This is a genomic window from Parasphingorhabdus sp. (assembly GCF_048269915.1).
Taxonomy (GTDB): Bacteria; Pseudomonadota; Alphaproteobacteria; order Sphingomonadales; family Sphingomonadaceae; genus Parasphingorhabdus.
Map to the genome: position 1 here is coordinate 521635 of NZ_JBLWTY010000001.1, position 18875 is coordinate 540509.

Here is an 18875-nt window from a genome sequence, read left to right on the forward strand (position 1 = left end):
AATCTTCGGCTGGCCCGGTTCATTCCCCCTTGAGGATGCTGTCCCAATCGTCATTCGCACGCCGGATCAGATAAGCATGGATCGCCTTGGCATCCTGCTCAGAAACGAGATCAGCAAAGCTGGCCATTCCTTTTTCCTTGCGCGTGCCGCGAATGACTATGTCGAGAAATTGCTCATGGGTGGTTGGCGACATGCGCCGCAAATCCTTTATGCCGCCGCGAGCGCGCTCGCCATGGCAGGCCGAGCAATAATCAGCATATAGCTGTTCGCCGCTTGCTATCTTGGCAGCATCGGCACCGGTTTCCTCGGGGCGAACAAGCTCTGGCCCCTTGTCCTTGATAGCGGGCAACTGCGCGGTTCCGGACAGCTTGAACACCAGCAGGCGAGGAAATTCAGATAGCGGGAAGCCGAGAGATTTGGCCGAAGTTGAGTGGGCCAGACCACCGCCCCAGCCAGCATTGACAGCGATATATTGAACACCGTCAATCTGGTAGCTGATCGGGCCGGCCATAGGGACTTGCTGGGTAGGCATCTCCCACAGCTTTTGACCTTTGTCTGCACTATAGGCTGCGAAAGTCCCATTGACAGTACCCTGGAATACAAGATTGCCTGCCGTTGCAAGAATGCCGCCACTGCCGCGCTGCGTATATGGCACGCGCCACTGCTCCTTTTGCGTGACAGGGTTCCACGCCGTCAGCCAGGTCTTGTTGTGCTTTTCCGCATAATCGGATGCTGCCTTGCGGGTGAGATCATAGCCGGTAGTGGAAATACCCAACTGGCTCATGTTGCCGGGTGTTTGCTGGAAATCGGGGTTTACCGAATAGGCCATATACATTTCTGTTACCGGGAAATAGGCAAGGCCGGTTTGCGGGCTATAGGCCATTGGATGCCAATTATGGCCGCCCGCCGGGCCAGGTGTGACCATTACCGGGACTTCGCCATAATGCGCTTCCGGATTGACGATGGGCCGCCCGGTTTTCATGTCGATGCCCGATGCCCAGTTCATGGCAACATAGGGTTCCGCGGAAAGCAGCTCGCCTGTGGCCCGGTCAAGAATATAGAAGAAGCCGTTTTTTGGTGCCTGCATCAATATTTTGCGGACTCGCCCGTTGAGTTTCAGGTCCGTCAGGATCATCGACTGGGTTGCCGTATAATCCCATTCTTCGGCGGGGGTCGTCTGATAGTGCCAGGCATATTCGCCGGTATCGGCTTTCAGCGCGACAATGGACGACAGGAAAAGATTATCGCCGCCGCCGGGGCTACGATATTTTTGCGGCCAAGGGCCACCATTGCCGACGCCAATATAGACGAGATCCAGTTGCGGATCATAGGCGATAGAATCCCATACCGTGCCACCGCCGCCACTTTTCCACCATTCGCCGGACCATGTCTTGGCCGCCATTTCAAGTATCTTGTTTTCTTGCGGTTTGGATGGATCGCCAGGCACGGTATAAAATCGCCATAGCTGTTTGCCTGTTGCAGCGTCATAGGCAGTCACATAGCCACGAGCCGCGCCTTCTGCTCCCGCATTGCCGATCACGACCTTGCCGTCATATACGCGCGGCGCGCCCGTAATCGTATAGGGCCATACCGGGTCGAACGTCTCTACGCTCCACACTGATTTTCCGGTCTCGGCGTCTATTGCGATAACGCGGCCATCCAATGTCGCAATATAGATATTGCCCTTCCATGCAGACAAGCCACGCGTGACGATATCGCAACATGCATGCTTGCCCTTGTCGCGGTCCACCTCGGGGTCGAACCTCCACAGCTCCTTGCCGGTCTTCGCATCATAGGCGACTGTCACATTCCATGGCTCAATATTATAGAGCACGCCGTCAATCATGAGCGGTGATGCCTCGACACCCCGGTTGGTGGAAATATCTGCGTACCAGGCAAGACTGAGACCCTGAACATTGGCATCATTGATCAGCTTGAGCGGGCTGTAGCGATCCTCGCCATATGTGCGACCCGGACCCATCCATTGACCGGGTTCATCATCGGCCGCAATCATGCGGATATTATCCACATTTGCTGTTTGAGAAGACGCAAGTGCAACAGAAGCGGTTGCCAGTGCAAGGCATGTTACAAACCCGATTTTGCTAATCTTCAATGCCATTACATCTGCTCCTCAATATATAATATATTATCAGCCAGGGTGATATACTCGCCTCTGAAAACTGTCAATGTGACAGCGGCATGTCTGTCGATAGGAAAGCCCTGACAGCACCATATGTTCTGCCGCATCACAGGCGCCCTTCAAACGCCATATGGCGATGCAACCGCATCAGATCGCGCCGGTTGACCAACCCAAGCTTGCTATATGCGCGCCTGCGATAGGTTATGACGCTGTTTGACGAGAGGCGCTTTCGTTCGGCTATCTCTGTTTGCGTTTCGCCGAGCATCATGGCGACTGATATCTCCGCTTCGCGTATGCTCAGGCTGGGGACCATTGCCCGCAACGATTGCATTAGTTCAGTCTCGTTCAACATGCGTCCGGCAAGATGGCTATTGCGCAAGTGACTTTCGACCGCAGCCATTAACAGGGGAGCCTGTTCTTCTACCTGTTCTATTGTCTCTGTTGAAAAAGCGGCCCTGCTCCCCACTCGATAGCCATTGGCGAACAGAACAGGGGAGCCGGGCCAGAAAATCGACAGTCGCTCCCGAATATCGCCCCGCTCGTAGCAGGTAGCCCTGTATGCGGGATCGGCTATGTCCACAGCGCGCCGGCGGACGATGATTGGCCTTTGGACACCTGAATGGAAAAGGCGCGACATCTGGCTATCAGAGCGCCAGAAGCGTGATGCGTAAACGAGGGAGGCCTGCGATGAGAAATCCGCCAACTCGGGATGCTTACCCTGGGCGAAGAGCAATTTCACCAATTGGCCGGGTCCGACAGAAAATACAGAGCAAAGCTGGACGTTGGCGATTTTCTCGAAAACAGCTAGAAAACACTGTGCAAAATCCTCTTTGCCGATAGCGGCAACAAGCTCGACCAGGCAATCCGTTAGCCCGTTCTCGTTCATTGTTCACCTCCGACCTGAAAGGCCATGGTCATTCAGCCAGCAGTTGTTTTCGCTGGCTCCAATCGATGACTGAACTGATGCATTGTTCAAGGAGTTCCGGTTGTTCTAGATAATAGTGCGTCGCACCCTTCAGCTGAATATATTCTTTGTCCGGCGTTGCTAGTGCTTCGTATATTGTTGGGTTATGCGTGGAAGGAACCGCTTCATCGGCGGTATTCTCGATTTGTAAAACGGGCGTCTTATGGATACGCGCGGCGTTCATCGGGCCTTTGGCATTGGACTTGTCATAACTCCATTGACTCAGCCAGGACCGAAGAGTGGTATAGCGTGCCAAGCCTACTGGCCCAACGTTCACGGCCATCGGCTCGCCCATATAGGTCCAGTTAACGCGGCGGTCCGACGGATCAACAGCCGGATCAAGCCAGCGCACATCGCACATAGTGCGATGAACAACAAAGGCGCGTTCTCGTTCAGGCGTATTGAGAGCGTCCAGCCGTGCCAGCTCGCTTTCGGCCCATGCCGTGATACGCCGATTGCGTGCGCGCTGCGCCTCGCGAAAACGAACAATAAATTCAGCGCTATAAGGCGGCTGGTTGGGACAGTCTGGCGAGTAGATATCAAACTCGAGATCACGGTTGTCCGGATCCAGTTCATCGGTCACAGAGGGGTCGAGCCATTCTGTCAATGTTTCTGCCCGAGAAAGATGAGCGGCAATGAAAATGACGCCGTCAGCCGGTTGCAATCCCGCCTGTACAAGATCGATTGGATCGCCCGCTGGTGTATGAGTGATGCTGGGATTTTCCGCTTGTGCTTGATAGAAAAGCGAGAGCGAGCCACCCCCGGACCAGCCAACCAAGATGACCTTTTCATAGCCCAGTTCCCTGCGCGCATAGGCTATCCACTTGCCCAGGTCGATTGCAACCTTCTCGAATATAAGCGCGGTATCGTTACGCGGATAGCGGCTGGCAGCGCACAATATGTCCAGCCCGGCATCTGCCAGCGCCGTCGGCATTGGCAAAAGATGCAGCACCGACGTCGGGTGCATGAAAACATAGACCGTCTTGGATTGGGAATCCGGAGCCCGCAGCAATTGCCCCTCCAGATTTACTTTGCCCGAATTGCCCGCGAACCCATATGTTTCGGTAAATTTGGGGTTGTCGGCAAAGGAAAGGATCAACGGCGTGCGTGTCCATTCGGCGTTCGGCATGTCGGAGGCATTCTGCATTTTCGTCCTTTTGCGGTCAGGCTACAGGGGTTGGGGCGTCGGTCAGCGACACGCTCGTTGCATCATAACGAAACAGCCATTCATAGCGCTCGACGACACGATCTGGCTGCCATTGCTCATCGACATAAGCCTGAGCGCCTGCGGGCTCTGCCAATGCCGGATTGTGGAAACGCTTCGTATTCGCATAGGCGCCTTCGACAGCCTTGGTTGCGCGCGGCACCCGTATTTTCTGGTAACGGTCGAGGGCCTCGTCGATCGTATCAAATTCTTCAAAGGCGCGGGCGAGGATGCAACCGTCCTCCAATGCCATTACGGCTCCCTGAGCCAGGAACGGAAGGGACGGGTGGCATGCATCGCCGAGCAACGCAATGCGCCCCTCGACCCAGCGCTGCATGGGCGGGCGGGCGAGCAGTGCCCATTTAAAGGGTTGGGGAATGGCCTCGATATAGGCGTGCACCTCTTCATTCCACCCGGGGTAATCGTCATGAAATTCCGCATTGGTGCCTGCCGTTGACCATGACTCGACCTGCCAGTCCTGACGCTCGACAACGCTGGTGAAATTCATCAGTTCGCCACGACGGATGGGGTAATGGATGACATGCCCGCCAGGACCGACCCAGTTTACGCCAACCGGTTTTCTTAGCTCTTCAGGAAGCAGTTCCATGGGAATGACGCCTCGCCATGCGACAATACCGGTAAATTTCACCGGCCCGGAACCGAACAGCTGCTCGCGCATCTTGGAATGGACGCCATCTGCGCCGATCACGACATCAAATGTTTGTGAAGGCCGACCATCAAAGGCCAAAGTGACCTTGCTGTCATTGCGTTCAACAGCGGTAAAACGATGATCGAGATGGATGGCGTCGGGTGATGCTTCTTGCACAGCCTTGATCAGCATCTGGTGCAGGTCATTGCGATGTACATTGACATAGGGAAATCCGTAACGCTCAAGGGATTCAGCGCCGAGGTCAAAGAGCTTCCATGTGTCGCCGGTATTCCACAGGCGAATTTCTTTGCCGAGTGGTTCGAACGCTATTTTCATCAGCTCAGAACTCAGACCAAGCGAATGAAGGATTCGAACACCATTTGGACTGATCTGCAGGCCGGCACCTACTTCCTGTAATTCCGGAGCTTGCTCAAATACCGAAACCTCGAAGCCTCGCCGCAAAAGAGCGAGCGCGGCAGTCATACCCCCGATACCACCGCCTACAATCCCTATGCTCACTTTGCTCTTCATGGTTCAGGCCTTTCTATTTTTTGCTCCACCAAGCAGCGAATATATACTCTTGACGAATGTTGTTCGTCAATAACATATATTTTGCTCGGCGAAAATTGGCGCCAGAAATATCGGATTGCTGCACTTTCAAGAGGATATTATTGGGAATAGGGGTTTTGCAGGCCGGCTCTCCACTCTCACAGAGCAACAGCTACAGCCTTCGTTTCGGTGTAGGCTTCTATGCCCTCCCTGCCGTTTTCACGGCCCCAGCCCGACTGCTTGAAACCGCCGAAGGGCAAGGCGGGGTCCAGTCCACCACCGTTGACGCGCACAGTGCCCGCCTTCAATTTTCGTGCAAGGAGATGTGCGGCCGACAGATTATTGGTCCATATAATGGCTCCTAATCCATAATCGCTGGCATTGGCATTAGCGGCGATCTGGTCCAGCTCGTCATCACCAAAAGACATGGCGCACAGAACCGGACCGAAAATCTCCTCACGGCGGACAGCCATACTGGCGTCGGTATTGGTCAGGATGGTCGGCGAGACGAAATATCCTTCGCGGTCCAGTTCCTCGCCGCCTGCGTAAAGCATTGCACCACTCTGTACGCCGCTATTTACATAACCGCGGACACGATCCCGCTGAATGCGGGAAATAACCGGCCCCATTTGCGTGTCGCTATCCAAACCAGAACCGATTTTGATAGATTTTGCGATTTTTGACACGCCTTCAACGACTTCATCAAAGTGGCTTTGATGCACAAAAAGGCGCGAACCGGCATTGCAGACTTGCCCGGTATTGGTGAAGATCGAGCGAGCGGCCCCTTCAATCGCTTGCGCGACATTGGCATCAGGCATAACGATGACCGGTGTCTTGCCGCCCAGTTCCAGCGTAACCCGCTTGAAGTTTCCGGCCGCCGCTTTCAGAATAAGGCGGCCTACTTCTGTCGAACCTGTAAAAGTAACCTTGTCGACATCCGGATGTGCCGTCAGCGCAGCACCGGCAGTGTCGCCAAATCCGGTTAGCAGATTGAAAGCGCCTGCAGGAAAGCCGACTTCCTCAATCAAATGTGCGAGCCGCAAAGCAGTCAGCGGCGTTTCCTCTGCAGGCTTCAGGATGATGGCGCAGCCTGCAGCAAGTGCAGGCGCAATTTTGGCAGCGGCCATTGCGAGGGGCGCGTTCCAGGGGACTATCTGCGCCACTACGCCGACCGGTTCTCGCAACGTATATGCATGCCATGTGCCGGGGCCAGATAATGCAATAGATTCGCCGTTCAGCTTGGTTGCCCAGCCGGCATTGTAACGGATGGTTTCGATGGCGTGCGGCAGGTCGAAATAACGCGCGTCGCGGACCGGCTTGCCATTGTCCAGAGATTCCAGCGCTGCAAATTCATCGATGTTGGCTTCCAGCGCGTCGGCAAGACGGAACATTAATTTTGCGCGAGCGGCGGGCTTCATCTCGCTCCATTCGCTGGCGTTCATGGCAGCTCTTGCTGCGGCAACGGCGCGATCAACATCCGGGGCTGTAGCCTTTGCTACAACCGCCAATGACTTGCCTGTGGCAGGATTCTCTGTGCTGAAGCTTTCTTCTTCCAGTGGTTCGACCCAGTGGCCACTAATGAAAAGTTTATGTGCCCTGCCCGCAAATGCCAGCGCCTTGTCGAGTGAAGGTATGGCTGCCGTTTCCTTCATTGCAGTTTTCGTCATATTCGCTCCTCATTATCCTTATGCGTTCAGTCCGTTAGACTGGGAGAATCAGATCAGTTTGCGGGACCTGAACAGGATGGCCATAGCGGAACTAATTAGTTCTTGTCGAATGCTATTTGCTATGGCACAACGACCTTCGAGTTTGTAAAGTGGGTTGCCGGAACTTTTGAATCTATATTTTCCCGGTGGAGATTATGCGTAAGAGATCGGGATGCCGGTGTGTCGATGCCGTTAGAATTTGACTATATTGTAGTGGGAGCGGGTTCAGCAGGTTGTGTTCTCGCTAACCGCCTGACGGAAAACGGCGCAGACGAGCTGTTGCTGCTGGAAGCGGGTGCCGCAGATAGTAGCTGGCTATTTAAAATGCCGCTTGGCTTCATGATGACTGCAGCCAATCCAGCTTATGATTGGGGTTACGAAAGCGTTGCTGACCCGAAGCTCGCGGGCCGATCGTTGCCCGTCCCGCGGGGGCGGGTGTTAGGCGGCTCGTCTTCCGTCAACGGCATGATTTACATGCGTGGCCATTCCAGCGACTATGACGGCTGGCGCCAGATGGGCTGCGAAGGGTGGAGCTATGCCGATGTACTGCCCTATTTTCGGCGGATGGAAACTAGCTGGCGGGGGGCTGGCCCCTATCATGGCGACAGCGGCCCACTGGCGGTTTCAGCTGTCGATGACAAACGCTTGCTGGCTGGCCCCATTAAGGACTCGGTCAAGGCCGCGGGCTTTGGCCTTAGCGACGATCTGAGCGGAGAGACGCAAGAGGGCTTTTCCCGCTGTGAAGTGACGGTCGATGAAAAGGGGCACCGGTCAAGTACGTCGCATGCATATCTGCGCCCCGCACTCAAACGGCATAATCTTGAAGTCAGGTCCGGTGCGCAAGTGACACGCGTCCTTATCGAAAATGGTCGCGCTGTTGGCGTTGAATATATTCGCCGTGGCCAGATAGAACAGGCGCTGGCGCGCAAGGAAGTGATACTTAGCGGTGGCGCATATAACTCGCCCCAGCTTCTGATGCTCTCCGGTATCGGCCCTGCTGAACATTTACGGAAACACGGATTGGCGGTCCGCGTTGATTCAACCAATGTGGGCCAGAATCTTTCCGAACATCCGTTGGTCTATATGAGCTTCACTGCGCGCGAGCAGAGTACATTCCTGAATGCCCTGCGCTTTGACCGCGCCGCCTTATCTGTTGCACAATGGGCAATAGCGGGAAAGGGAGCATTTGCCAGCCAGATTACCAGCGGAATATTGATGTTGCGTACCCGCCCTGAACTGGAACGCCCGGATATTCAGCTTGTTTTTTTGCCAGTGCGTCTGGACGCCAAGCTATGGTTTCCGCTCGCCAGCAAGAAACAACAGCATGTATTTTCTGTTATGGTGATGCAGCTTCACCCGGAAAGCAGGGGGACAGTAGAGCTTGGCTCGTCTGACCCGTTCGCAAAACCCCGCATAGACCTGAACCTGCTGTCGACGCCAAATGACTTCGCAGACATTCGCGGCGGCATGGCTGCTGCACGGTCGATATTTGCCGCAGAGCCGCTCGCCGGCATGGTGCGTGGGGAATTGGCACCCGGAGCGGCGGTTCAAAGCGATGCCGACCTGAACGAGTTCATTCGCAATAATCTCAAAATTACACAGCATCCTGGAGGCACATGCCGGATGGGCAATGACCCCGCATCAGTCGTTGATAATGAGCTCAAGGTGAGAGGGGTTGGGGGACTTCGCGTGGTCGATGCGTCCGTCATGCCTACGGTGCCGGGTGCCAACATCAATGCCGCGGTCATCATGCTTGCGGAAAAAGCGTCCGACATGATTCGCGGGCATGCGCCGTTGTCGCCGGATAATTAGCTGCAAAATGGAATTACAATTCACCGATGATGAAAAGGCATTTCGCGAAGAAGTCCGTGCCTATCTGCTTGCCAATGTGCCGGGCCATATTCGCAAGGCCGTCTATGAAGAGCGGCCTTTGCCGCGTGAATGGCAAATAGAAGCCCAGCAGATATTGAACCAGGCGGGCTATGCCGTACCGCATTGGCCTGTGGAATGGGGCGGACGAGACTGGTCTGCCGTCAAGCGCGCAATATTGGCTGAGGAAATTGACCGCAATTCCGTGCCAAAACCGCTGGCTTTCAATACAGCACTGGTCGGGCCGGTCATTGCCGCCTTCGGATCTGACGAACAAAAGCGACGCTTTCTGCCTGCCATTGCCAATCTCGATTTGTGGTTTTGCCAGGGTTTTTCAGAACCCGATGCAGGGTCGGATCTGGCCTCACTCAAGACCTCCGCTGTGAGGGATGGCAAGGTCTATCGAGTCAATGGACAGAAGATATGGACAACATATGCGCATGAGGCGGACTGGATTTTCTGCCTTGTCCGTTCGGCACAGATGGACCGTCCCCAGCAGGGCATTTCCTTTTTGCTCATGGATATGAACATCCCGGGAATCACCGTGCGCCCCATTCCGACGATCGATGGCTATCATCACGTCAACGAGGTCTATTTCGACAATGTTGAGGTGCCGGTCGACAATCTGGTGGGCGAAGAAGGCCGCGGCTGGGACTATGCCAAATATCTTTTGGGGCAGGAACGTACTTCCATGGGCAATGTCGGCTTTTCTGGCAGGCGACTGGACCGGGTGAGGGCCATAGCATCGCAAGCATCAGGAGAAAGCGGGGCTCTTATCAATGACCCTGATTTTCGTCGTCGCCTCAGCTGGACCGAGATAGAACTCAAGGCATTGCAGCTCACCCAGATGCGCGTTGTCGCCAGCGCGCGCAGCCCGTCTGACGGTCCGGACCCCAAGACATCCATCCTCAAGATCAAAGGAGGCGAACTGTTGCAGGCGGCCGCTGGATTATTATTGGATACGCTTGGCCCCGAAGCCCTTACTGCCGGATTTTCTGCGCAGCATGAAGGGGAAGACCTGCATCAGGGGCTTGATGAAAAATCAGCGATTTTGTCGGCTTATTTCAGCTCACGCAAATATTCGATCTTCGGTGGATCCAACGAAATTCAGCGCAACATATTGGCAAAGGCCGTGCTCGGTTTGGGAAGACGAGTATGAATTTTGACCTGAGTGAAGAGCAATCGATGCTCGCGGACGCGGTTGGCAAGCAATTCGAGACTCATCAGGCAGACATTGACGCGTCTGTGGCCTCAATCTGGAGCGACTATCATATGCTTGGCCTGATCGGGCTGCCGTTCTCGGAAGGGGTTGGCGGTTTTGGCAGCGGGTATGAAGAAATCATGATTGTGATGGAAACCTATGGCCGCACACTGGGAACAGCGCCCTATCTGCAGTCGGTATTGATGGCAGGGCGCCTGCTGGAGCTATTGGGCGGCGGCACTGCCGAGTACGCACTGGCATCGCTTTTATCGGGCGACCAGCGATTTGCTTTATGTCTTTATGAACCGGGCGAGCGCTATCGCTGGTCCGCGCCCAATAGCTCCGCGGCGCGTCTGGATGGTCGCTGGATATTGACGGGAAAAAAGACCGCTGTTCTGGACGCAGATCGCGAGACGACGCTGATTTGCCCAGTGACGACCACTGACGGTTTGCGGCTCTTCCTCGTGCCATCGAACATTTATGGCGTAGCAACCGACGTTTTCCCCACACCAGACGGCCGCACTGCTGCCAATATAGAGTTTGATCGGGTCTCTCTTCCTTATGATGCAGAAATTGGTGATCCCGCCTCCAACCAGGCGCGGCTTGAAGAGGTGCTGGATGGCGCCATTCTCGCATGCTGCGCTGAAATGGTCGGAGCAATGGAAAAGCTTCTTGAAATTACCGTGGAGTATCTTGGCACGCGCAAACAGTTCGGTGTCGCAATCGGTTCGTTTCAGGTGCTGCAGCATCGCGCAGCGGACATGCTCGTTTCAATAGAACAGGCACGCTCCATCATGATCCACGCCGCCTCGATGATGTCCGGCTCCGCGGCAGACAGGCATGTCGCGGTTGCGGCGGCAAAGGCGCTGGTCAATCGATCTTCACATTTCGTGGGGAGCGAGGCCATACAGTTGCATGGTGGCATGGGACTGGCGAGCGAATATGCCGCCGGGCGTTATTTCCAGCGACTAACCGTACTCGAAAATATCTTTGGCGATACGGATCATCATATGGGCGAAGTCGAGCGCGGCGGAGGGCTCACGCTCGACTGATCGCTATTCTGCTTTGCCTTTGTTGACGACGTCGAGCAACATCCGTGACGCTGTAATGGATGCAGGCCAGGAGGCGTAGAAGGCAAGGTGTAGCATCGCTTCGCCCAGCTCTTCGACACTAAGACCATTTTTCAGCGCCAGCCCGAGATGCGCTTCCAGTTGCTGATGACGGTTTGCTGTCATCAATGCCGCTACAGTAAGGAGCGAACGGTCCCGCTTCGAGAGGCCTTCGCGTTCCCAGACCTCCCCATAGAGAACGCGGTCCGTTATCTCGGTCAGGCCAGGTACGACGGCTGATAGCTCATCACCTTTTTTGCCGCTGGGACGTTTCATAATGCACTCTCCTCGGGGTTAGACCACGGTTTTTGTCGGAATCAACATTGCAGGCTAATAATTTCTGTTACGGATGCCGATCGTCGGCGATTTGTCCTATTTCAATTGAAAGAAGGCTAGCCGTCGCGATCGTAGTTACCAAGGCCCGGCTTGAAGGTTTTTTCATCAAGAAACTGCTTCAAGCCCTGATCGCGGCCTTTTTCTACGTCCACAAATGTTGTCTGGTCGCCTTTGGCAGTCAGATATTCCGCGGCCAGCTCCCAGTCCATCTCGCGCGCATATTTATAGGCCATACGCGCCTGACGCAGCACGGTCGGGTTCTTTTCGAGCAGGATATTGGCCAGCTCGCGCGTACGTTCTTTCAGCTGCGCCGTGGGTACAGCCTCGTTCACCAGACCAAGTTCCCTGGCATGCCTGCCGTCAAATTTTTCGCCGGTCATCACATAGTAAAGCGCCTGCCGGTCGCCCATCAATGTGGAAATGGCTTTCGACACAACGCCGCCGGGAATGATGCCCCAGTTGATTTCCGAAAGGCCGAAGACAGCATCTTCATCGGTAATCGCAAGGTCACAGCAAATCAGCGGCGTAAAGGCACCGCCAAAGCACCAGCCATTGACCATGGCGATAGTCGGCTTGGCATAATGCATAAGCGTCCGCCATTGCCATGCTCGGGTTTCCCGATAAGCGCGATGTCGCTCGACATCGGTGATGGCGTCCGTGGAGCGGAAAAAGCCCTGAAGGTCCATCCCGGCGGAAAAGGCTTCACCACTGCCGGTCAGCACAATCACGCCGCAACGATCATCAATCTCCAGTGCGTCAAGGACGGAGTTCATCTCCCGCGCCAGCTCGACACTCATGGCATTACGCTTTTCCGGTCGGTTGAGATGAACCCATGCGATCCCATCCTCAAATTTGACCAAAACGGTATTGCCACCAGGAACAGGTTTTTCCTCTGTCATGCTCATCTTATTTCCTATCTGTTCTTGTTATTTGTAATATGTTGCATCACCGTGTGACGATCAGCGCATCGAGCGCGATTGCGCCATCACCCTCTGCAAAGACCATCAGCGGATTGATATCGATTTCTTCTATGCCGATACCTGCGCGCATCGCGGCCCCCAGTTTGATAACGATATCGGCTACAGCATTCACATCCCTTGCGGGTTTGCCACGGAAAGGGCCAAGCAGCTTTGCGCCACGCAAGGTCATGATACGCTCGACCGCGCGGGCGTGGGAAATATCAGCAGGCAGGAGCGTAGTGGCTGCCAATGCTTCGGTGAGAACACCGCCAAGGCCGACCAGTATAGACGGGCCCCAATCGGGATGATCCCGCGCGCCGACAATCATTTCGAGACCCGGCCTAGACATGCGCTCGACCAGAACGCCGTCTATTGGTGTATCGCCTATATTGGCCATGAGTTGCTGCCAGCCAGCGCGCAATGCATCATCGTCTTTGAGGTTGAGGATAACACCGCCCATATCGCTTTTGTGGGAGAGAGCGGCAGCCTGAACCTTGAGCACAACCGGAAACCCTATGCTCCGGGCAATTTCCGAGGCTTGCTGCAGATCGTGCGCGAGCTCGCCCTCGGGCGTAGCAATGCCGATCTTGCGGAGAAAAGCCTTGCCTTCATATTCGGTTTTGACGCCAGCTTTGCCCATAGCCTCGAGCTTCGCCGCTGGCGGTTTATCCTCATTAACAATAGCCAGTGCTTGCGCATATTTTCCGACAGCAGCAAAGGCTCTCATGGCGCGCTCCGATGACCTGAAAAGCGGAGTCTCGCTCTCCTGCATTGCTGCTACGAAGTCGGGATCGAGTGGAGACTCGTCGCCGGTGATTGCAACAGCCACCGGTTTTGACGATGCCAGCGCCACGGGAATCACTGCACCTGCCTTAGCGCGCTGCTGGGCAGGGGCGCCGCCTGCCATAGGAAGCAATACGCTGCCAACACTCGGGTCCGCCAGCATGGCTGTCGCAGCTTTTTCGAATATGTCAGCGTTGACAAAACCGGTGGTGCCGACATCAATCGGATTGTCGATCTCCATCCCATCGGGTAACATTGCGGCAAGGCTGGCAAGCGTATCGGAGCTGATATCCGCAAGCGGCAAGCCAATATCTTCGGCAAAATCGAATGTCATCCCGCGTATGGCACCTGAATTGGTGACAACCCCCAATGCGCCTTGCGGGGGAGCGGGGTATCGATGCAACAATGCAGCCGCATCATATAACTCGTCCATAGTGTTGACCGCGATGACGGCTTCATTTTCCACTGCTGTACGCATCAATGCATAGTCGCCGACCATCGACCCGGTGTGGGATTGCGCTGCTTCCTGGCCGCGCTTGCTGCGTCCCGGATGCATCAATATGATCGGGATACCGGCACCACGAGCCATCCGCGCTGCTTCTAAGAAGGAGGCCGGATCGTGGATCTGTTCAGAATAGAGCGCAATGGCGTCGGCCGCACGTTCGGCGATCACAAAGCGAATGATATCGCTTGCCGAGATGACCGCTTCATTGCCGGTCGCCACCGATAGCGATACGGAGATGCCGCGTCCGGTCATGGCAGACCTTATACCGGATGCCGTCGCCCCGCTTTGAGCAATCACGGCAACCGATCGGCGATCCTGCATGGCTTTGGGCTGGACCGGCTCGAAGGTTAGTGCGACATTATCCCGATAGTTGACGAAGCCCAGACAGTTTGGACCCAATAAGGCCATATTTGCCTCGCGACATATCGCGGCGATTTTTTCCTGTTGTTCTTTGCCTGCCTCCCCCGCTTCGGCGAACCCGGAGGCAAACACGATAATCGAACCGACCCCTTTTCGTGCACAGGCTTCTACAGACGGCAATATGGCGGCATAGGGGATGTTTAATATAATGGCATCAACGCCATGGGGCATATCATCGATGCTCTTTATGCATGGCCGACCATTTATATCCGATCGGGTTGGGCTGATAAGATGAATCGGACCCGGGAATTTAAAACGTTCGCAATTGGCGAGAATGGAACCTCCCATTGTTGCAGCATCCGGCGATGCGCCTGCAATAGCCAGCGAGCGGGGGCGCAACATCCGAGATATAGGCTTGGCCATAGAGACAGCGTCGATATCAGTCTGTTGTCTCTGCAATTCACCCTCCAACGCCCGGCTTGATTGCGGGTCTGCCTTATGTTCATCATGGAGGCATTAAAGGTCCAATGCCTATTTTATACTCTTACGATAGGATCGCGATATGGGTCTATGATTAGGCAATTGATACCTGTAGGTTATGAAGCGGCGGCCGATAAGGAAACAGGCCTTAGCCCAAAGGTTGCCGCCTACCGATCAACGGTGCAACACGGTTGGCACAATCCGCAATAGGGACTGGCTGGACAAGAGCATAATATAAACTGCCGGGTTAGCCTATATTTGAAAGTCCCGGCGATACTGCGCGATTGCCGCCGAAATATGACAAGCGATTCTATACAATCACCCACAATGGCGTTCAGCGCCATGTTGCTACAATCGTTTGTTTCGAGAAAGTCTGCCGAAGCAGATTCCGAGCGCTATGCTGCTAGCCGCGTCCAAGATAGGGCTGAGCAACAGGAAGAATGGTCGCAGTCAACAGATTCGCTTCGTCGGGCATCGCAGCCATCGTAACGACTGCACTAGCGACAGTCGCGCCGGCCATCGTCGTCGGCCCGACTCTGGAATGGTCCTCGGGCTTTCCGGCAAGTTCACTGACGGTCGAGCCGGGATGGATGACAGAGACTGTAATACCGTGCTCGCGTCCTTCTAGCGCAAGGCCACGTGTCAGGCCCTCGACTCCATATTTGCTGGCAGTATAGGCAATTGCATTGTTGCGGGGGGCCTGCGCCGAAATGCTCCCGATATTGATAATACGACCACGGTTACGGGGGATCATGAGTCTCATAGCTTCGCGTGCGCACAAAAAAGCCGCCGTCAGATTAAGGTCAATCGTCTGACGCCAAACCTCAATCGGCATATCGACTGCTGAACCATGGGTCGTCGAACCCGCATTATTCACAAGCAGATCAACCGTCCCAAAAGCTTCTGCATCGGCGAAAAGCCCCTGCACGTCTTCTTCGCTGGTAACATCCGTCGGGCGCACCAGCACATTGGCATCACCCAACTCAGTGGCTAGCATATCCAGTTTTTCACGGCGGCGCGCAGCCAATATAAGGCTGGCACCTTCGGCGGCGAAAGCGTGCGCAACTGCTTTGCCGATACCCGAACTCGCTCCGGTTATTATCGCAACGCGCCCTGAAAGCCGGTCTCCCATTATTTATTCCCCTACACCAAAAATATGACTTCCAACGTGATTCCGAAACTCAATACGGCTATTACGAATCGCATTCTATATAAGCACACGGCCGTATAACCAAATCCCGGAACCCTTGTCTGTATAAATATTCGGCCAATCCGCGCCGTGGATATACACCAACGAAGGCGGCGCCTCGCTCAGTATAGCTTTTTACCATGACAGCCTTTGCCTTACTCGCTATTATTCGCCTGGCTGATAATAGCGAAATCAGGAGAAGGATGATGGAGAAACTGCTGCCCACCACTTTGGTTGGTTCTTATTCGATGCCGGAATGGCTGATCGACCGCGCAAAACTAGCGGGTCGCTTCCCGCCCAGAGTTCGGGCGGAGGAATTATGGCGCCCCGCGCCGGAATATCTTGAGGAAGCACAGGACGATGCCACAATCATGGCAATCCATATGCAAGAAAAGGCCGGACTCGATATCATCACGGACGGGGAGATGCGGCGTGAAAGCTATTCCAACCGCTTTGCCACAGCGCTGGAAGGCGTAGACCTCGACAATCCAGGCACGGCGCTTGACCGTAGCGGTCATCCCAACCCTGTACCGCGCATCACGGGCAAGATCCGTCGTAAATACCCGGTCCAGGTCCGTGATATCGAGTTTTTGCGCAAGCATACGGATCGGAAGATCAAGATCACCGTTCCTGGCCCTTTCACCATGGCTCAACAGGCCCAGAATGACTTTTATGAGAGCGAAGAAGAGATGGCGCTTGATTATGCCGCAGCGGTCAATGAAGAAATCCGCGACCTGTTTGCCGCAGGTGCCGATATCGTCCAGATTGACGAGCCCTATCTCCAGGCACGCGCAGAGAAAGCCCGGCGCTATGGTCCGCAAGTGATCGACCGCGCGCTTGCTGGTGTTAATGGCGTAACAGCATTGCATCTCTGCTTCGGCTATGCCGCGATCATCCATGGCGACCGGCCCAAAGGATATGATTATCTGGCAGAATTGGCGAGCACGAAGATTGATCAGGTGTCGGTCGAAACCGCGCAGCCCAATCTCAACCCGGAAGAGCTTAAACCGCTCAAGAACAAGCACATCATGGTCGGTGTTCTGGACCTGAATGATCCCGCCATCGAGACACCGGAACAAGTGGCCGAGCATATCCGCCGGGCCATGACGGAAGTGGCCGTAGAGCGTATCATCGTCGCGCCTGATTGCGGCTTCAAATATGTTCCGCGCGACATAGCCTTCGGCAAGATGTGCGCCATGGTGCAAGGCGCGGCACTGGTCCGCGACAGTCTTTGAGACTCGCTAGGCAGGGTTAGGCGGCGCGCGTTTTGGACAGGCAAAGCTCGCGCTACCTTGTGGCCAGATGCTGCCTGAAAAAGGGTTTCGAGGCCTCAAGCAGCGGCCCGAAACTATGCGCGGCAGAGGGAACCAGTGCAAAGTCACAGTCCACACCGATATGCGCATAAGCATCGCGCAGCTTCATGATCCGCTGCTGCCGATTGCGGCCATAAGCAGCATAAGCCCTCTCATCCATCCCCATTTCGGCGGCGCTATATATTTCGAAATCCAGATTATCCTCCGCGCCACATAGCAATTGAATTGGCAGTCGACGAAGCGCTTCCATATCAGCAGGCTGGCCGAACCGCGCTTCAAAGTCGCCCATGCCAGTCCACCAATCATGCTGGGGGTCCGGCAGCGTAACATAGCTGGGTGCTCCAAGAGAGACAGCGGTGATACGAGACGCATCAAGATAGAGCAGACGCTGGGCGAATTGCGCACCGCCCGAAAAACCGAACAGGAATATCGACGTGAATTGCGTCTGGGTTGCTGCAGACAATTCATCGACCATCGCCCACAACACATGATCATAGCGCAGCGTGTCACCGATCAACTGCTTATATTCCTCGTCCGGCACCACGGTATCAAGATCGAGCGGAAACAGAGGCGCCAAAACGAAGCAGCCGTGCTCTTCAGCGAAACCGGCATAAGCATCACGCAAATCCTTGGGATTCCGGCTCGAGCCATGAACGGCGATGATCAGTGGTGCTTGCGACCGCGCTTGCGCCATATGCTCCACTGGCACATAGGGGTAATAGCTGGTCGACGGAAACGCCCGGCAGCTTACAGCCGCCAGCGCGCCGGCGATGGGCTGCATCCGGGTCTTCGAAAAACGCGTCTCCGGGTAGATCGTTCGCAAGACATCCGGCGTGGTCCATCCGCGCATTTCTGGCGTCAACCGATCGAGCAGCGATTTTGAAAGCTGGTTCACCGCGATGAACCCCCTATCGTCACGCAGCAACTCCATTGCCATCATATCGGGGATCATATCTGCAAAGCCAGCCAGCTCATCACCCAAAATCCCGCGCAGGCGTTTGCGATCTATCGTTTCCTTTAACTGCGGCAACAAGATTCTCCTGTCTGTCATCACGATTCCATATCCGAATCAAATTATAAGCCAGGCTAATACTATATTGTCAGCCTATCTTATGATATAGCCGTTCCCTCCCTAACGAATGTGCTTCCAGCACCTCTCGAAATGACAGGCGTGAGCGTCCACCAATATAGGACAGCGGCGCGCCCGATCTTGCACGCGTGGCCCTTACTCTTGTTCCCTGCATCACTTTCTACTGATGTATCAGATGTTATCTTCGACCAAGAAATATGGCTTGCGAAACAAGAGGGTGAACAGCGAGAAGTTGTGAGAAATTATCGGTCCTGAGGGACGAGAGCATAGGGATAGAAGTTTCCAAGATGAAAGGTGCGCAAGCGACAAATTTTCTCAGTTATGCATTCATCATTGCCCGCACGATCGCTTCTTATACCATCATAAAGCCCATAAATTCGGGGGATTCTAGTGGGTTTCAATTTTTTTTCATATAGCTATTGATATTAGTCATAAGCAACTGCTATTCGTTATTTCAGAATTTTGTTGG

Annotated in this window: 14 protein-coding genes; 4 read left to right on the plus strand and 10 right to left on the minus strand. The window is 54.8% G+C overall.

All coding sequences use genetic code 11. The features are described 5' to 3' along the window. Nucleotides 1–19: 19 nt before the first annotated feature. The 5 genes from ACN0WX_RS02440 to ACN0WX_RS02460 form a co-directional block, all read right to left on the minus strand. Nucleotides 20–2119 carry a PQQ-dependent dehydrogenase, methanol/ethanol family gene (locus ACN0WX_RS02440; RefSeq protein WP_417620681.1) on the minus strand — a complete coding sequence of 700 codons (2100 nt, stop codon included), beginning with the start codon at nucleotides 2117–2119 and terminating at the stop codon, nucleotides 20–22. 127 nt (nucleotides 2120–2246) lie between these two features. Next, nucleotides 2247–3026: a helix-turn-helix transcriptional regulator gene (locus ACN0WX_RS02445; RefSeq protein WP_417620682.1), complete on the minus strand. Its 780-nt coding sequence runs from the start codon at nucleotides 3024–3026 to the stop codon at nucleotides 2247–2249. A 28-nt stretch (nucleotides 3027–3054) separates the two neighbouring features. Beyond that, nucleotides 3055–4251, minus strand: coding sequence for an alpha/beta hydrolase (locus ACN0WX_RS02450; RefSeq protein WP_417620683.1), 1197 nt, complete (start codon nucleotides 4249–4251; stop codon nucleotides 3055–3057). Nucleotides 4252–4267: 16 nt separating this feature from the next. Next, a complete protein-coding gene (locus ACN0WX_RS02455; protein WP_417620684.1) occupies nucleotides 4268–5488 on the minus strand; it encodes an FAD-dependent monooxygenase in 1221 nt (406 codons plus the stop codon). A 176-nt stretch (nucleotides 5489–5664) separates the two neighbouring features. After that, nucleotides 5665–7173: an aldehyde dehydrogenase family protein gene (locus ACN0WX_RS02460; RefSeq protein WP_417620685.1), complete on the minus strand. Its 1509-nt coding sequence runs from the start codon at nucleotides 7171–7173 to the stop codon at nucleotides 5665–5667. Between the two features lie 225 nt (nucleotides 7174–7398). On the opposite strand from ACN0WX_RS02460, the gene ACN0WX_RS02465 reads away from it, so the two are divergent. Genes ACN0WX_RS02465 through ACN0WX_RS02475 form a run of 3 tightly spaced genes read left to right on the plus strand, consistent with a single transcriptional unit; the run spans nucleotide 7399 to nucleotide 11334 of the window. Continuing rightward, complete coding sequence (locus ACN0WX_RS02465; protein WP_417620686.1) at nucleotides 7399–9024, plus strand: GMC family oxidoreductase; 1626 nt, start codon at nucleotides 7399–7401, stop codon at nucleotides 9022–9024. A gap of 7 nt (nucleotides 9025–9031) precedes the next feature. Next, nucleotides 9032–10240: an acyl-CoA dehydrogenase family protein gene (locus tag ACN0WX_RS02470; RefSeq protein WP_417620687.1), complete on the plus strand. Its 1209-nt coding sequence runs from the start codon at nucleotides 9032–9034 to the stop codon at nucleotides 10238–10240. Beyond that, nucleotides 10237–11334 (plus strand): acyl-CoA dehydrogenase family protein, encoded by a 1098-nt coding sequence (locus ACN0WX_RS02475; RefSeq protein ID WP_417620688.1) that lies wholly within the window; start codon nucleotides 10237–10239, stop codon nucleotides 11332–11334. The genes ACN0WX_RS02470 and ACN0WX_RS02475 overlap by 4 nt, the downstream gene beginning before the upstream one ends. A gap of 3 nt (nucleotides 11335–11337) precedes the next feature. Here the strand turns inward: ACN0WX_RS02475 and ACN0WX_RS02480 are convergent, their stop codons facing one another. The 4 genes from ACN0WX_RS02480 to ACN0WX_RS02495 all read right to left on the minus strand — a co-directional run bounded on the left by ACN0WX_RS02480 (nucleotide 11338) and on the right by ACN0WX_RS02495 (nucleotide 15946). Further along, nucleotides 11338–11667: a carboxymuconolactone decarboxylase family protein gene (locus ACN0WX_RS02480; RefSeq protein WP_417620689.1), complete on the minus strand. Its 330-nt coding sequence runs from the start codon at nucleotides 11665–11667 to the stop codon at nucleotides 11338–11340. Nucleotides 11668–11783: 116 nt separating this feature from the next. After that, nucleotides 11784–12626 (minus strand): p-hydroxycinnamoyl CoA hydratase/lyase, encoded by an 843-nt coding sequence (locus ACN0WX_RS02485; protein WP_417621191.1) that lies wholly within the window; start codon nucleotides 12624–12626, stop codon nucleotides 11784–11786. Between the two features lie 46 nt (nucleotides 12627–12672). Continuing rightward, the gene (locus tag ACN0WX_RS02490) at nucleotides 12673–14757 is read right to left on the minus strand and encodes an acetate--CoA ligase family protein (RefSeq protein WP_417620690.1); all 2085 of its coding nucleotides are present in this window, start codon (nucleotides 14755–14757) and stop codon (nucleotides 12673–12675) included. Nucleotides 14758–15217: 460 nt separating this feature from the next. Beyond that, nucleotides 15218–15946 carry an SDR family oxidoreductase gene (locus tag ACN0WX_RS02495; RefSeq protein ID WP_417620691.1) on the minus strand — a complete coding sequence of 243 codons (729 nt, stop codon included), beginning with the start codon at nucleotides 15944–15946 and terminating at the stop codon, nucleotides 15218–15220. 260 nt (nucleotides 15947–16206) lie between these two features. Between ACN0WX_RS02495 and ACN0WX_RS02500 the strand changes: the two genes are divergently transcribed. Then, nucleotides 16207–17238 carry a 5-methyltetrahydropteroyltriglutamate--homocysteine methyltransferase gene (locus ACN0WX_RS02500; protein ID WP_417620692.1) on the plus strand — a complete coding sequence of 344 codons (1032 nt, stop codon included), beginning with the start codon at nucleotides 16207–16209 and terminating at the stop codon, nucleotides 17236–17238. Nucleotides 17239–17290: 52 nt separating this feature from the next. Here ACN0WX_RS02500 and ACN0WX_RS02505 read toward each other — a convergent pair whose 3' ends face one another. Further along, nucleotides 17291–18367 carry a hypothetical protein gene (locus tag ACN0WX_RS02505; protein WP_417620693.1) on the minus strand — a complete coding sequence of 359 codons (1077 nt, stop codon included), beginning with the start codon at nucleotides 18365–18367 and terminating at the stop codon, nucleotides 17291–17293. Between the last annotated feature and the right edge of the window lie 508 nt (nucleotides 18368–18875).